The 15,170-nt window shown below is 31.6% G+C and carries 14 protein-coding genes; 9 read left to right on the top strand and 5 right to left on the bottom strand.

Annotation, left to right across the window (positions count from 1 at the left end; all coding sequences use genetic code 11):
• Positions 1-128: 128 nt before the first annotated feature.
• The 7 genes from PGOND44_RS13865 (at position 129) to PGOND44_RS13840 (ending at position 7,814) form a co-directional block, all read left to right on the top strand.
• Positions 129-1,013 (top strand): hypothetical protein, encoded by an 885-nt coding sequence (locus PGOND44_RS13865; RefSeq protein ID WP_003444239.1) that lies wholly within the window; start codon positions 129-131, stop codon positions 1,011-1,013.
• A 104-nt stretch (positions 1,014-1,117) separates the two neighbouring features.
• Positions 1,118-2,098, top strand: coding sequence for a hypothetical protein (locus tag PGOND44_RS13860; protein ID WP_003444237.1), 981 nt, complete (start codon positions 1,118-1,120; stop codon positions 2,096-2,098).
• Positions 2,099-2,108: 10 nt separating this feature from the next.
• The gene (locus PGOND44_RS13855) at positions 2,109-3,776 is read left to right on the top strand and encodes an McrB family protein (RefSeq protein ID WP_003444233.1); all 1,668 of its coding nucleotides are present in this window, start codon (positions 2,109-2,111) and stop codon (positions 3,774-3,776) included.
• Between the two features lie 3 nt (positions 3,777-3,779).
• Positions 3,780-5,180, top strand: a complete 1,401-nt coding sequence (locus PGOND44_RS13850) for a 5-methylcytosine restriction system specificity protein McrC (protein WP_003444230.1) — start codon at positions 3,780-3,782, stop codon at positions 5,178-5,180.
• A 360-nt stretch (positions 5,181-5,540) separates the two neighbouring features.
• A complete protein-coding gene (locus tag PGOND44_RS16105; RefSeq protein ID WP_155943846.1) occupies positions 5,541-5,603 on the top strand; it encodes a hypothetical protein in 63 nt (20 codons plus the stop codon).
• A 43-nt stretch (positions 5,604-5,646) separates the two neighbouring features.
• The gene (locus tag PGOND44_RS13845; protein WP_316928555.1) at positions 5,647-5,970 is read left to right on the top strand and encodes a M48 family metallopeptidase; all 324 of its coding nucleotides are present in this window, start codon (positions 5,647-5,649) and stop codon (positions 5,968-5,970) included.
• A gap of 182 nt (positions 5,971-6,152) precedes the next feature.
• On the top strand, positions 6,153-7,814 hold the full coding sequence (locus PGOND44_RS13840) for an ATP-binding protein (RefSeq protein WP_003444224.1): 1,662 nt from the start codon (positions 6,153-6,155) through the stop codon (positions 7,812-7,814).
• A 129-nt stretch (positions 7,815-7,943) separates the two neighbouring features.
• Here PGOND44_RS13840 and PGOND44_RS13835 read toward each other — a convergent pair whose 3' ends face one another.
• The 5 genes from PGOND44_RS13835 to PGOND44_RS13820 form a co-directional block, all read right to left on the bottom strand.
• A complete protein-coding gene (locus PGOND44_RS13835) occupies positions 7,944-8,918 on the bottom strand; it encodes a hypothetical protein (RefSeq protein ID WP_003444220.1) in 975 nt (324 codons plus the stop codon).
• A 61-nt stretch (positions 8,919-8,979) separates the two neighbouring features.
• Positions 8,980-9,885 carry a helix-turn-helix transcriptional regulator gene (locus tag PGOND44_RS13830; RefSeq protein WP_003444218.1) on the bottom strand — a complete coding sequence of 302 codons (906 nt, stop codon included), beginning with the start codon at positions 9,883-9,885 and terminating at the stop codon, positions 8,980-8,982.
• Positions 9,886-9,938: 53 nt separating this feature from the next.
• Positions 9,939-10,850 (bottom strand): WYL domain-containing protein, encoded by a 912-nt coding sequence (locus PGOND44_RS13825; RefSeq protein ID WP_003444216.1) that lies wholly within the window; start codon positions 10,848-10,850, stop codon positions 9,939-9,941.
• A gap of 96 nt (positions 10,851-10,946) precedes the next feature.
• Positions 10,947-11,087, bottom strand: a complete 141-nt coding sequence (locus PGOND44_RS15605) for a hypothetical protein (RefSeq protein WP_155943845.1) — start codon at positions 11,085-11,087, stop codon at positions 10,947-10,949.
• Positions 11,088-11,663: 576 nt separating this feature from the next.
• Positions 11,664-11,909: a hypothetical protein gene (locus tag PGOND44_RS13820; RefSeq protein ID WP_003444213.1), complete on the bottom strand. Its 246-nt coding sequence runs from the start codon at positions 11,907-11,909 to the stop codon at positions 11,664-11,666.
• A gap of 199 nt (positions 11,910-12,108) precedes the next feature.
• Here PGOND44_RS13820 and PGOND44_RS13815 point away from each other — a divergent pair, with 199 nt between their 5' ends.
• The gene (locus tag PGOND44_RS13815; RefSeq protein WP_003444209.1) at positions 12,109-14,121 is read left to right on the top strand and encodes a DUF2779 domain-containing protein; all 2,013 of its coding nucleotides are present in this window, start codon (positions 12,109-12,111) and stop codon (positions 14,119-14,121) included.
• A 59-nt stretch (positions 14,122-14,180) separates the two neighbouring features.
• Positions 14,181-14,978, top strand: a complete 798-nt coding sequence (locus PGOND44_RS15060; protein ID WP_003444206.1) for a GIY-YIG nuclease family protein — start codon at positions 14,181-14,183, stop codon at positions 14,976-14,978.
• Positions 14,979-15,170: the final 192 nt, after the last annotated feature.

Below are 15,170 nucleotides of genomic sequence, written 5' to 3'. Positions count from 1 at the left end.
CTCATGGTTGTTAATGGTTCGAATTGTCTAGAAACTAGTTAATCATTTATTTGGGGGATTCGTCTGCAAGATTTGTTAAAGGGTGAGGTTCGGGTTAGTGTAGATTAGAAATATATAAAAAAAGAATTATGAAAAAACCAATTACAATTCACACCACTTTTCATGATTATAGTAATACTTACAATGGCGAGTATTTTGATTATTTTCAAATACATATTTATAGTATGGCTCAGGTTATTTCTACTTATTACCATCCAGAATTTGCAACTATAAAAACAGTAACAAATGCTGCTGAGATAATTTTAGAGACTATTAGAGAACGAAGTGACAGAAGAAATAAAATTACACTATTTCAAAAAAAGGGTAAGTTCTTAATTGCAGAAGATTCTGAGCTTATAGATCAAGGAGAAGTTTTAGTCTTTGATGCAAAACGCATGTGTTATGAGTATTCAGATGAATATGTTGATAGCCAATATTTTTTAAGCAATATAAAAATAGATGATTTTTTAAAAAATAGCTTTTTAACTATTGGTGCAGAACATCTCTTTGAAGTGGTTGCACCTTTTGCCAAAAAGATGAGAAAAAACAATGATGACTTGGAACTTAGAAATGAGGAGTTAAGACTGCTTAATGCTTCTGATCCTAATTTCACATTAGAGATTTATACTATTGAAAAAAATTACAAGCCAGTTTTAAAATCATCTTTTCTACTACACAGCGAAGAAGGGCTATATTTGCCAGAATATTTTTCAATAATTCATTCTAATGAACGTATTACTTATTTACTTAAAGAAATAGCAACTGGTAAGGTAATAGATGGTAATTTGAAAGAAGATATAGAAAGTATTAAATACTTCAAATGGCAACGAAAAAATCCTTCTATTATAGATTTAGAAGCTTTAAATCGCATGGAATTAGATAGCGATGATCCAGATTTTATAAGTTATGATGATTATGTCGCTAATGAAGATGAGTATGAAGAAGGTGATGATGAGTATAGTCCAAGATTTTAGTTGTAGAAAGTTAGGGTAATAAAGAAGAATGAAAATTTGTGTTGCTACAAAAGCTTTGAGTGTTGTGGTTGGGGTTGTTGTGTGTTGAAAAATAGAAATAAAATATGGAAGGAGAAAAAATATTAGCGTTCGTAGATTTACTAGGATTCAGTAGAATGGTTAGTCTTGATAAGGCAAAAGCAAGAACGGTTTTAAGTGATTTCTATAATATTTCATGGAAAAATATTCGAAATAACCAATTGGTTAAAGGGACACTAATGTCAGACAGTCTCTTAATTTATAGTGATAATAGAACATCAATTTTAAACTGTCTTTCTGATATTTACAGAGAATGCTTTAAGAAGAATGATACATATGAAAATCTAGGCAAAGATTTTTTCTTGTTATTACGAGGGGCAGTTAGTGAAGGGTTTGTTCAATTAGAAGATAGAACCACATCTCCTAATTTAAATAAAAATTTTATAATAAGTCCTGCATTAGTTCATTCAGCTAAATTAGAGTCATTAATTAAGGGTTCTCGTTTGTTAGTAGCTGTGAATAATGATTCTGAAGAGCAAAATAAAGAATACAAGTGGAACAACGATTTGAAAAGTTCGCTATATCCTGCTTCTTCTATTAAATACATGGAAGATTATAAATATACAGATGCTTTATGGTTTAGAGATGAGAGTAAAGAGTTGGATCTGCAAAGAACAGAAGTTAAAGATTTATTAACCATCGCTTTTAAACTAGTGAAAGAAAATGCTACAAATCCCAAAGTAATAGAACAACACATACAAACGCTACGGATAGGACTTTTAAGCTATATTAAATTTTTAGATAGAGATAATGATCCTATTTTAAAAGAGTTACTTGATAACTACACTTCAAGTCAATATTGGTTACTCTGGATAACGATGATGGAAATGATTACTGGAGGATTTGATTCTTGGTGTTATGAAGGTTCAAAAGAAATAGTGAATTTTTATACTAAAGCATCCTTAGAAACAGGATGGATAGAAGTAATTAAAGAACTTAATAAAGAGGAGCAAAAACACCTTAAAGGTACTTTTAAAAGGTTTTTGAAAATGCTTGAAATACATTAAAAATAATAATATGAGTCAATTAGTAAATATCTATACTTTTTTAATTACAAATCGTAAACATCTTCGACAATCATGGCGAAATGAATATGAAGATATTGTAACAAGAGTAGCAAGTTTAAGAGCAGAATTAGCTAAAGATGGTAGCTATGATTTAAACAGTCCAGAAATTTATATCACAGCTACTTTTAATGACAAAGAAGATTTGTTTAATCGCCTGTTTGCAAATACAGGCAATGGTGTTTCTAGTAATGGACGATCAATTTTTAGTGGAAATAACAGAAGTAATTTGATAAATGACCCTGGATTCTTACTTGCGCTCAAAAACTTAATTGTTGACCCCAGTTTTAAAAACCATAATGATTTCGAGATTATTTGGAATCAAAAATTAGGTCAAAACAATCCTGTACTAACAAACCGTACTACAGCAGCTTGTACGATAGATGTAACCAGTACAGTAGACTCTGGTAAGTTTAATCAAGTATTTAATTGGCTTATTCAAAAAAACTTAATTGCATATTCAGGTGGAAATACTTGGTATGAAAAAAACAAGTTCGTGGTTGCTGAAATAAGGAAAGTCCTTACTAATGAAAAACACTACGATGTATTTTGGTGTAATATCTTTTATTGGGAGATGTATGAGAATCTAGCAAATCCTTTCAATTTAAAAAAACAATTGGTTAAATATGGTGCGCCTGGTACAGGTAAAACATATATAGCTAAAGAAGTGTCTAAATTGCAATTTGATATTTGGAAAACAGAACACGCTACAAATAAAGAGACGTATGATGATGTGCATAAAGTGGTACAGTTTCATCCATCATATTCGTATGAAGATTTTATCGAAGGTTTACGTCCTGTGCTAGATGCTAATAACCAAGCTCAATTACAATTGGTAAATGGAATTTTTAAAACCATGTGTATTGCTGCTGGTAAGTGGGAGGTAGATGTTGCGGGATTAACAACTGTTGGTAAACTGCATAAAACATGGGAGCAATTAACAGTTAATGATTTACTTCCGTTTAAAGAAGAATTAAAAAAGTCACATTGGGATTACATATTTAATATTTCTAATAAAACAATTAAAGTAACAGAAGCAATACCTCCTTATTTTATAATCATAGACGAGATAAATAGAGCTGAATTAAGTCGTGTTTTTGGAGAATTAATGTATTGTTTAGAGTATAGAGGTGTTAATGGTGCTATTGAGACACAATATAATCAACTAAATACAAAGCAAACAGGAATGATAAAATTAGGTGGAACATATAAGTTTTTTGTTCCTAATAATTTATATGTTATAGGTACAATGAATACCGTAGATAGAAGTGTAGAAAGTTTTGATTTTGCTTTGCGTCGTCGTTTTAGATGGGAAGAAGTTAAACCAAGTATTGGTTTATTAAAATACCATTTACAAAGCAATAGGCCTAATTGGATAGGATTAGCCGAAAATCTTAGTAAACTCAATGAAGCAATTAGAAAAGAACCTTTATTAGGTAAAGACTTTTGTATTGGACACGCTTATCTAATGGATTTAGGATACGCAACAGATACTACCATTACAGAAGTGCGTAAATTAGTGTGGGAAGATAGCATTTCACCTTTATTAGAAGAGTACGTTAGAGGAACAGGAAGAGAAAGCGAAATTTTAGAAACGTTTGTTAAAAATTTTGGAGTCTAGTTTATGGAGAATTGGATTTCAAATATAATTAAGAATGGAACTTTGGTTGACAATCAACAGTACTTTGTGCGTGATGGTCTATTAATGTCTACTGGATATAATTCTGAAATAAGATTAAAAGCAAAAGCACCAGGAGAGCACAAAAAATCTTGGAATGATAATGAAAGTGTTTGGTGGTTTTTAATAGAAAAGACACAAGCTATAAATACCCAACTTTCCGAAGATAAAGAATCAAAACTTGTGTTTTTTAATGAAAAAGAATATGAGCATAATAGTGATAATGATTTTTTAAGTGTTTCAGGATATAATCCTTATAATTTCACTGCACGTTCTGGTAATATTATAGGTTATGTTAAAAACAATAATTATTCCTTAAAGATAAGTTCACGTTTTGGTGATCAATTTTTAAAATACATTATAGCTGATGCAGATGGTTTTTTAGAAATTGAAAATTATGGAGGTCAAGAAAACAATGAAGGCTTTGAGTGGCTGTTAATTTATCTCTGGAAAATTAAATTGAAAAGAGCATTGAGATTAGGTTTGCCTAAGCATTATGTTTCAAAGACTCAAACTTTAAGTAAAGTTAAAGGAACAGTGGTTACGGTAGATTATTTCTTAACAAAGGAGCAGGCAAAATATAAATGTACATATCGGGAACATAGCTATAATAACTTAACCGTACGTTTAATAGCTTCAGTTTTTGAGTTATTAAAAGGAAATTCACTTGTAAGCGATATGCATCAGATACGAAGTTCGTTTTTAATTGCTACAGAAGGTAAAAGAACAAATATAAAGGAATTGTTGGCGACCAAAAAGGAATCAAATCCTTTTTATCAAGAGTATAATGAGGTCATTTCGCTCTCTAAACGTATAATCAAAAATGATGTAGCGACTTTTGGGGAACTATCAAGTACCAGTGCTTTCTTATTTGATGTTTCTATGCTCTTTGAATATTTCATTAAAAAACTTCTTACAAGGAACAATTTCAAGATGCTTTCAAAATTCAATAGTGCTTTATCTATTGAAACAGGAGCATATGAAAGAAAGTTGCAGCCAGACTTGTTATTTGAAGATGCTAATGGGTTTTATGTTTTTGACGTAAAATATAAAGCTTTTGATGAAAGATATGGAGTAAAGAGGGAAGACCTGTTTCAATTACATACCTATATTGGCCAGTATGGTAATAATAATAAAGTTAGTGGTTGTGGCTTTATTTATCCTTCACGAGAAAAAGAAAACAAAATAATAACGAAAACAATAAATACGATGGGCATAGGCATTCCTTTTCATATTTGTTTATTAGCAATTCCTGATGAAAAAGATGGAACTAATTTTAATAAGTTTTTTAAATTAAAGTGCGAAGAATTCGTTATTTCATTAAAGGAAAAATTGAATACGATATAATATGGCAGAATGCAAAAATGTAGAAAAGCCCTTTTCAGAAAAGTTAAAAGCCCTCAATTGGCGTTTGATACGCTAAGGTAGTTTTCGTATTCCAGAAGATCCTGGCAAAAGTTTACGCAGTAATTTTAAAGAAGACACTCTTAAGAAAGAGTTTATAAAAGCAACAAAAAAAATAAATGTAGTTGATAGTGTGGCTAAACTATAATCAGTTAGAAGACCTATAAACTGAAACCATAGCTACTGAAAAAGCAAACCTATCGCTTTTAGATGCCAACAAACAAGTTTTGAAAAACTCATAGGCGTTACTAAAACCACAGTAGCAATGAATGAAGTTACAGGAAAAGAAACCCATTAGTAAAACTGATTGATTTTAAAAACTGGGTTAACAATAAGTTTATAGCTATAAACCAGTTTAAAATTTAACTCCTGATGAACCACGAGAAAGGATTATTCCAGATATTGTAATATTTTTAAAGAGAAATTAAATAGTAAAATTCATCCAATAATCGAAAGATATAAAAACCAATTAGGAGTAAATCCGAATCAGATTAAGGTAATGGAATTACAGAACCGTTGGGCATCGTGCACACCAAGCGGCAATGTAAATTTTCATTGGAAATGTGCAATGGAGCCTATTGACGTATTACACTATATGGTGGTTCATGAGTTAGCACATCTCATACATAATAATCATACCCAAGCCTTTTGGAATGAAGTAGATAAAATATTACCTAATTATAACGAGCAAGTAAATTGGTTAAAGATTAATGGATCTGGTATGGATTTATAGGTAATATAGTAAAGTCTGTTTTTAAGAGTATTCATTTAGTCCAAAGAAATTAGTTTACCTGTGTTTAGAAGATCTTTTTTGATTTTCAAACTCTCTCCTTCACCTAAAAGTCTCAATTAAATCCTAGGTCTATCATCTTTTGACACACCCTGTCTATTACTTTGTATCCTAATCAAAAAGATATGGAACAAACCTCAAAATTTAAACTACTTGACAGCATTGGTCAGCTGTACGAAAAGTCTAAAAAATGCAAACTGAAGGAGGTGTTTTTTATAGAAAAAGACACTGAGTTAAGCACTCTTTCTGACTATTTCAAAACTTCTAAAAGTCAATCCTTATTTATCGCTACTATTTTTGCCCTCAACTATAAAGGAGATTCTGTAGACTTAAATGATCTCATTAAGCACTTCGATTGTAATCCAATGAAAATTCTGGAGTTTAATAAAGATTTTGCCGATTTACATACTAAAGGTATTTTAAATAAAAAAAAATCGACCCATAGAGTTAAAGTCGCTGGTGCCAACGACCAATTTACTGTAAACGAAAGTGTGTGTGAAGCCATCTTAAACAACGACCCAATGCCAGAAATTCAAGATGAGATTACAGATATTTTTGAATTGCTGGATGAGGTTTATCAACTAGGACAAAAACGCGATGATAATGATATAAGCACCTTGCAGCTTTATTATTACACAGAACAATTGCTAGAACAATACGGTGAGTTTATACTTCTCCAAAAGATTAAGGACTTTGAACTTTCTATAAACGATAAGCTCCTGTATCTATATTTAATTTGGAAAACAGTAACAAACAAAGAAACCGAAGTCTCAAGAGCTTTAGAAGGGTTTATGGATAGAGCCACCAAGCGGGTGAATTATATGCAGGATTTGTTGGTTGGTAAAAACGCGCTACTTCAACAACAACTTATAGAATTGGTTCCTTCCAGTTTCTTAAACGACACCATAATAAAACTCACCAGTGTTTCTAATGATCTGTTGAAGGAAAGTGGTGTTGCTATTTTCAATAAAGAAAAACGCAAAGAGAACATCATATTTCCTAAGGATATTATAGCTCGAAAATTGGTGTTTAGCCCTTCAGAAATGAAGCAGCTCTATTTATTAAAAGACGTGCTTCAACCTATTCAATTTCAACAAACACAAAAGCGCTTACAAGAAAAAAACTTGCCTAAAGGCATAGCTGCTTTATTACATGGAGCACCTGGAACTGGTAAAACAGAAGTAGTAAAACAAATTGCCAAGGAGACCAATAGAGAACTTATGAAAGTGGATATAAGCCAATCTAAATCGATGTGGTTTGGGGAAAGTGAGAAGGTGGTAAAAAAAATATTTACAGACTATAAAAGCTTTATGGAAGGTAGCGAAGAAACTCCTATCTTGTTTTTAAATGAGGCAGATGCCATTATTTCCAAACGTGGGGCTGTCGATAAATCGAATACTCGACAAACTGAAAATGCTATTCAAAACATTATTTTAGAAGAGCTTGAAAACTTTGAAGGGATTTTAATTGCCACTACCAATCTTGCTGATAATCTAGATTCAGCTTTTGAGAGACGTTTCTTATTTAAGATCCTTTTTAACCTCCCCTCCAATTCTATAAGAGCTGAAATATGGAAAACTAAATTGCCTTCTCTTTCCACGGAGGACTGTGAGTTCTTAGCGGGAAAGTTTAATTTTTCTGGCGGGCAGATAGACAATATTATTCGCAAAAGTGAAATTAATGAGATCGTACACGGGGAGGCCGTCTCTCTAGAAAATTTACTAGTCTTCTGCTCAGAAGAAACCCTTGTGAGTCAAAGAGCAAGTATTGGTTTTATGAAACTATAAAACACATGTCAAAAAAAGAAATTTTATAGACTAGCGGATTTTAATACGAATCCGTATTTTACCATTGGTTTCTAAGAATAAATGCCTCCACATGCTAAAGGATCAGTCTAGCATCTGGAGGTTTCTATTTTATGAGTCTTTGGAAGTAGTGGTTGAAATTAGATGGCTTTCCTTATCATAATAGCAATCCTTAGGCTCCAGAGGATAGCGCTTAAGGTCATAGAGATTAAAAAACTTCATGTTGTTGTAGCTGTCAGTTTCTGTAGTATTAAAATGGAGAGCTTGTTGGGTATAGTTGAGAATATTTCCAAGATCTTGAGGCAAACTCTTGATTTTTGAAAATTCATGTTCCCACTTCAGAAAAAATATAACGTTGTATTCGTTAGCTAAACTTAAAAGTAGCTCGCCTAAACGCCGAAGCCTATCTTTTGAATTTACAGCTGAATCTGTTGAAAGTGTTATCAATGAATTATCATCGATATATATAACTTTAGGTTGGTGTTTGTTTATTAAATAACTCAACTGATAAAGAAATGAAGACTGATCTATATTTAAACTAAACTCCACGTGGCATCGGCTCATCTTGAGTTGTGTTAAGCTTGCATTGTAATTTAAAACTTCCTTTGGGTTATTGATTTTGATGCCTTCAACCAAATTATCGTACATAAAATCGTGCTTGGTTTTTTCAACAAAACAAAGTAAAGGTAGCTTTTGGTTAACGGCCAGATCAAACATAATATGCTGATAGAGTTCTGTAGATAAATTAGCATTTGTACTGAGTAAAAATATTTGTCCCTCATTAAATTCCCAAGTAAAACTCCCTACCGTAAACGTTCCTGTTTCAAAGTGATGGGTTGGGGTTGTTATCCTCTGTATGGCTTGGTTTACAGCAGTTCTTGAGTCTATCAAATTATGATCGAATTGTTCTTTTGTCTTCTTAATGAGTAAAGCTAAAGCTTCCTCTGCAGTGTCGCAGGAATTCATACCTAGGCGAATTTCTTTTGAAAAAAATTCATGATCAACTTTACTAGGATTGAGATCTTCGAAGTAGTGATGAAGCTCTTCACAAAGAGATTTGATTTTAAAAAAGGAATTGTAGTTCATTGTGTTTTGGTTTGACACAAAGAAAAGAACAAGCTCTATCAAATGATGACTGACTCACCATTCAATAGGCTTCGTAAGCAATTTTTAATTCTTTTTTGATTTGGTTGGCAAGTGATAGCGGATCTAGGACTTTTACAAGACTCCCATATTTGAGAATATGTTGTCTTAATTCAAAATTATCAACCAGATAATATTCATAAGTCACCGTTTTATTGGTTTCGCTTATAAATTTTTGACTAGAATGTAATGGCAAGTGCTCTAGATATGGTTTTTGAGACTTATCAAATTTTAGTTGAACTATGTCTTTTTCTTTCTCAAATTGGGATACTCCAATATGACCTAAAAATTCGTCTTTTAAATTTATGGAGTTTGGTTTGAATTTATCTTCGGATACTCTAAGATTAAGCATTCTATCAATTCCGAAAATTCTTATTTGTTCTTTTGAGTTAATTGGTGTTTCCCCAATCACATACCATCGGCTTTGATATTGCTTTAGCAAATAAGGTTTTACAACATAAAGAATAGGGTGGGGATTGCTAAATCCTTGGTGTTCAAAATATATGAATTGATGATGCTGAGTAGCCATGAGGAGTCGATCTAAAAACTCAATGCCTTGAAGTTGATTTTCATTTTCGAAGTCAACATAATCCAGTGTCTTTTTTTGGTTTTCAAAACTTTCTTGAAGTGTTTTCGAGATCTGATTGAATTGAAGGAACTGGATGAGTTGGGCAACATGCTGGTGATCCATTTCATTCAATTGGTATGTTTTTGTTGAGGCCTCGTAAATCAATTCAATTCCAAAATCGTATTTCAATGTTCTTTTATCCCTTTCAAACGTAGCCAATTCAATGCGTATGTCGTGCGTTTCTAAAAGTCTGAGGAGCTCTTCTCTTGTTGAATTTTTATGCTTAAGATGGCTAATGATAATAAAGAGACGTTTGAGTTTATTATAGGATTGAGTGGCCATAGCTATTGAATTACCGAAAGGTTAAGAAAAAGTTTACTTCATTATACGATTCCTTACTCATAAACAGATCTAAGGGCATCGCTATAATTTGAGCTGATGTAATCTTTAAGTGTTCTAGGTTTTGTTAGTTTGATCTCACCTAAAGAGGATACTATGAGTTTAATTAAGTCGAGGTTAGGAATTAAAATGAATTTGACAGTATTAAAGCCGTTTTCATGACTATCAGTCACATCCTGAGTGAAGTGTATTGGCTTAGATTTCCAGTATTCAATTAGAAAATCGGATACCTCTAAGACAATTTCTTCTTTCTTTTTTTCATCAAAAATTGGTTTGTTAACCCCCAAACAGAACTTTTGAATTTCTAAATCTTCAAAAACCGACTTGTCAATTTCCTTTGGATTAAATTCAGATCCAATTTTAAGTTTTTTAATACGATCCAGACCAAAAGCTCTAAAAGCATTTTGATCTATATCCAAGCCAAGTATATACCACCTGTTTTGGCTAACTTTCATTTGTAAAGGACAAACTTCCCTATTTGAAAATTCATTATTGAACTTTTGATAATCAAACTTTATCGTAAGGTCTTTATCCAATGCATCAAAAATATCGGTAATTAAGTCAACACCTTCACTTTTCGACTCGTGATCGATGACATATTTCTGATAATAATCGGAATAGTTTTCTTTAAAACTCTTCAAGGTTGTAAGTTCTATATATCGGTCTAATAGATTTTTTTCATCGGCATACTCATCAGTTATGATGTGTCCTTTTCTTTGCGATTCATACACTACGCTAAAGCCAAATATTTTTAAATTATCAAAATCACGATTGAGTGTTCTTTGGGAAATATCAATTTCTTTGGAATGGAGGAATTCTATAAATTCTTCTTTGGTTTTGTATTTATTTAGTCCAAAATTTCTGATGTAGGCAAGGCGTTCTAGAAAAGGATAACTTAAGGATGGCATAAAGCATGGTTTTGTTACCCTGCAATTTAATAATTATTAGACTTTAAAACGAATGTATTTTAATACTGAAAAACCATAAAAAAAGGAATTGGGATTTTACAAAATCACAATTCCAAACAACAGCCTAACTTTATTCAAAACAGGTGATAGTATCCAGCCATCTGTGACGACATAGAAGGGATAGTCAATTCCTCCTAAAAAATCTTCTGTAGCCCACAGATCTATATACCAGACCATATCATTGATTTTATGGGTATCTATTTCCCAAACCTCATAACCCTTTGTAATATTTTGATATTTAAATAATTATAGTTAGATTGTACTTCAAGATTGTAATTATTTCTATCAGTCCAATCCCAAGAATCTAAAACATAGGGAAAGCAATCTATATGTGGAATAGGCCTATTATGAACAAAGATGGCCTCACTGAGGTTTGGCTAATTTCCTCAAACTCTTATTTTTTTTGAAATTGATGTTCTGCAATATTCATAAGTTACGTGGTAGACATAACGTTGCGGCTTTGCTTTTTTGAGATTCATTCCTGAAAATGTGTACATAAGACAATAGAGTTTTATACAGTATTTTTTTACTGCTGCTTTATATATCTCTGCTTACGTATGGGTTCAGGCTGTCAAATCATGTCATGATAAAAAATAAATTGGATTGATTTGACTTTTGTTATCTCAATATTAGTATTGTGGTGCATTAGAAAAATTATTCGCAAAGATTTTAAAAAGCTTTGAATTGAATTTCATCTATTAAATACCAAGGTAAATTAAGTATACAAATGAAGTTTGTGTGTCTTGATCATCTCTAGTATTTTATGCCCAACTCTTTCAGAATTTCAGAGAGTTCTTTGTCTTCTTCAAGACCCCAAGATTCTATTGTATGTAAGAGGGTATATCCAGAGGACATATCTTCGGTATCTTTCAAGCACAAATAATCTATCTCACCTCTCAAATTGGTAAAAATTTGAACTTTAGAATTTTGTCCAAATCTTTTATCTAATAGGTAGGCTTCTTTTGTAGCCTCTTCTACTATTTCTTTAATATCATCCATGACACGTTAGTTTTTAGTTATTCATATTTATTTAGATTTTTAAAAATATTATTATGGGCTGTCAAATCATGTCATGATAAAAAATAAATGGTGTGGACATGATTTGTCATAACTCGCTATTAGTTTTGGAAATATTATGAAAATTATTAACTTCATAGAAATTAACCTTTAATCCAAACCAATCTTTTAATTTCATCCTATGTCAAATCTTAAGAAGCGTTACCTTACTAAATCAAGGTATAAACTGGGACTTGAGTGTCCTAACAAATTATACTATACCAAGAAAAAAGTATACTCCAATCAAAAATTAGAGGATTCCTTCTTACAAGCTTTAGCTTCAGGTGGTTTCCAAGTCGAGGAACTAGCTAGGATGCATTATCCTGAAGGCATTCTTGTAGAGGATAAGAAATCCGATGAGACTTATAATTATGAAGATAAGGTAAATCAAACGACAGAATTATTAGAAAATAATGACGAGGTCGTGATTTTTGAGGCTGCTTTTTGTTTTGAAAATTTATTTATTCGAGTCGATATTTTAGAGAAAAAAGGAAATCAAATTAATTTGATTGAAGTGAAAGCAAAATCATTTGACTCTACTAATGCCGAATATGAATTTGAAAGCAAAAAAGGCAATCTTAGTTCGTCATGGAAGTCTTACCTTTTTGATGTAGCTTTTCAGAAATATGTTATCAATAAGGCCTTTCCTAAATACAATGTCAAACCTTTTTTGATGCTGGCAGATAAATCTAAAACTACGAGCATCAAAGGACTCAACCAATTATTTCGGATTACAAAAAACAATAATAACCGAACAGGTATAGAGCGAAGAATCCATACCCTTACCGATATTGGTTCTGAATCTATACTCGGTAAAGTTGATGTGAGTCGAGAAACTAGCGGCATAGAAACTGGCAAACACAGGATTATAGAAGAATTTGATTTTGAAGAATCTATTCAAATTTTATCTAAAACTTTTAAAGAGGATAAATACTATAATTATCCCTTAGACTATTCTTCTTGTAAATCTTGTGAATTTAAAACAAATGGAGTAGCTGATTCCAATTCAAAATCTGGTTTTAAAGAATGTTTTACAAAACAACTAGGCTGGGAGGAGCCTGACTTTAATGAACCTAATATTTTTGAAATATGGGATTTTAGACGATTGAATAAATTGACAGAAACAGGCGAGCTAAAGTTGAAAAATATTCCTGATGAAGAATTTGGAGAGGTGAAAGACAAAGATGATAAGATGTCTAGGGTACGAAGACAACTTATACAAAAGCACAAAGCACTTGATAATGATTATACACCAGAATTATATCAAGACGAATTGAAGGACGAGATAGAAAGTTGGACGTTCCCTTTAAATTTTATAGACTTTGAAGCTTCTGTGGTGGCTTTGCCATTTTATGAAGGACAATCACCTTATGAGAAAGTGGTGTTTCAATTCTCTCATCATATCATTCATGAAGATGGGAAAGTTGAACATGCCAACGAATACATCAATGTTCAACCAGGCGAATTTCCAAATTTTGAATTTGTAAGAGAACTCAAAACAGCTCTGGAACAAAATGTAGGTACAGTTTTTCAATATTCGAGTTACGAAAACTCAACGCTCAATCAAATTAAACAACAACTAGAAAACTCAGCTGAAACAGATAGGAAGGAATTGATCAATTTCATAATCACTTTAACAACACCTCCAAGAAATTATGCAGGATCGCCATGGTTGCCTATTCGTCCTTTAGTAGATTTGAGAAAAGTTATCGTTGATTATTATTATAATCCATACACAAAGGGAAGTAATTCTATAAAAGCTGTGCTGCCTGCTATTTTTGAGACTAGTGAGCTTATAAAAAGCAAATACACGAAGCCGATAAGCGACATCAATATGACTTCAAAGAATTTTAGAGATAATCATATTTGGTTAAGGCGAAAAGAAGATGGTACTATCGAAGATCCTTATAAAAGTCTAGAACACCCTTTTAAAGATTGGGACCCTGAATTTGAAAGGAAAAGTGAAATAGAAGAGATCAATAATGGAGGTGCAGCCTTAACGGCTTATGGCCTTACACAGTACACCGACATGGATGATAAAGAGCGAGATGAAATAAAAAACGCCCTGTTGAGGTATTGTGAGCTGGATACCCTAGCTATGGTTATTGTTTATGAGCATTTAAAGGAGATCACAGAAGATGATTACAAGGTCTAGCTAGCATTTATAATTTAAAAGGGTAATACGGTATGTACTAACAATTTAATTTTAGAAAAATGGAAGAAGACAACACACAATCAGTACAGAATATCCTTGATATTGACTTTAAAAAAGTTGGATATTGGAAATTAAATAATGCAGATGAATTAGAATTAGTTAAAAACAATGAAAACAGCTTTATAATAAATAATGTTTTATATGCTTTCGTTCTAGAGGGAGAAGCTGATGATTTGATAAAATATATTGGTAAGACAACACAATCATTATCAAAAAGGTTTGTTGGTTATGCAAAACCAGGAAAAGATCAACAAACAAATTTCAGAGTAAATAAAAAGATAATGCATGAATTAAAAAATAATAAGAAAATAATTTCAATTTGGTCTTTTAAAGATATTGAACCATTAAAGTGGGGTCAATTTAATCTTAATTTAGCTTCAGGATTAGAAGATTCATTAGTTTATAATGTTTCACCTGAATGGAATAAAGCTGGCAAAAAAGCAATTACATCAACAGAGGAAATGGAAATTGAGGATCTTGATCTTTCATTAGATGGGACTATTAATTATGAATTTCAAATTATTCTTGGAAAAACTTATTATAATCTTGGATATATGAATCCTGGAACAAAAATTAGTGAATTTATGGGTGGTGAAGGTAAAATTGTAGAATTGAAAATTGATAATCAATTAATGACTGCGAAAATAAATAGGACAGCTAATTTTTATGGTGCAGTTAGACTTAATTTTGGAAAAGATTTAGCGTTATGGTATCAAGAAAATTTCAAGTTAGGAGATAGAGTTAAAGCTATCCTAGAAGTCAATAACGATAAATCATTGATTAAATTAAAGAAATAGTATACAATCAAAATACTTTTCACTTAATAACGGAAATAAACTATATAAAAAGCTCTTTGTTGAGCCATTATATGGTTTATTATAAGGATTAGTTATATTAATTGCTAAGGAGTCTGAAACCCCTTAGGATTAAATGAAACAATAAAGAGAGCTTAACTTTAACCTGGCAAAAACACCTTTAACAGGTGGTTT

Origin of the sequence: Psychroflexus gondwanensis ACAM 44, from assembly GCF_000355905.1 — a bacterium.
Lineage (GTDB): Bacteria > Bacteroidota > Bacteroidia > Flavobacteriales > Flavobacteriaceae > Psychroflexus > Psychroflexus gondwanensis.
Note: the sequence above shows the minus strand (reverse complement) of the source record. Positions and strands in the feature narration are given on the sequence as shown.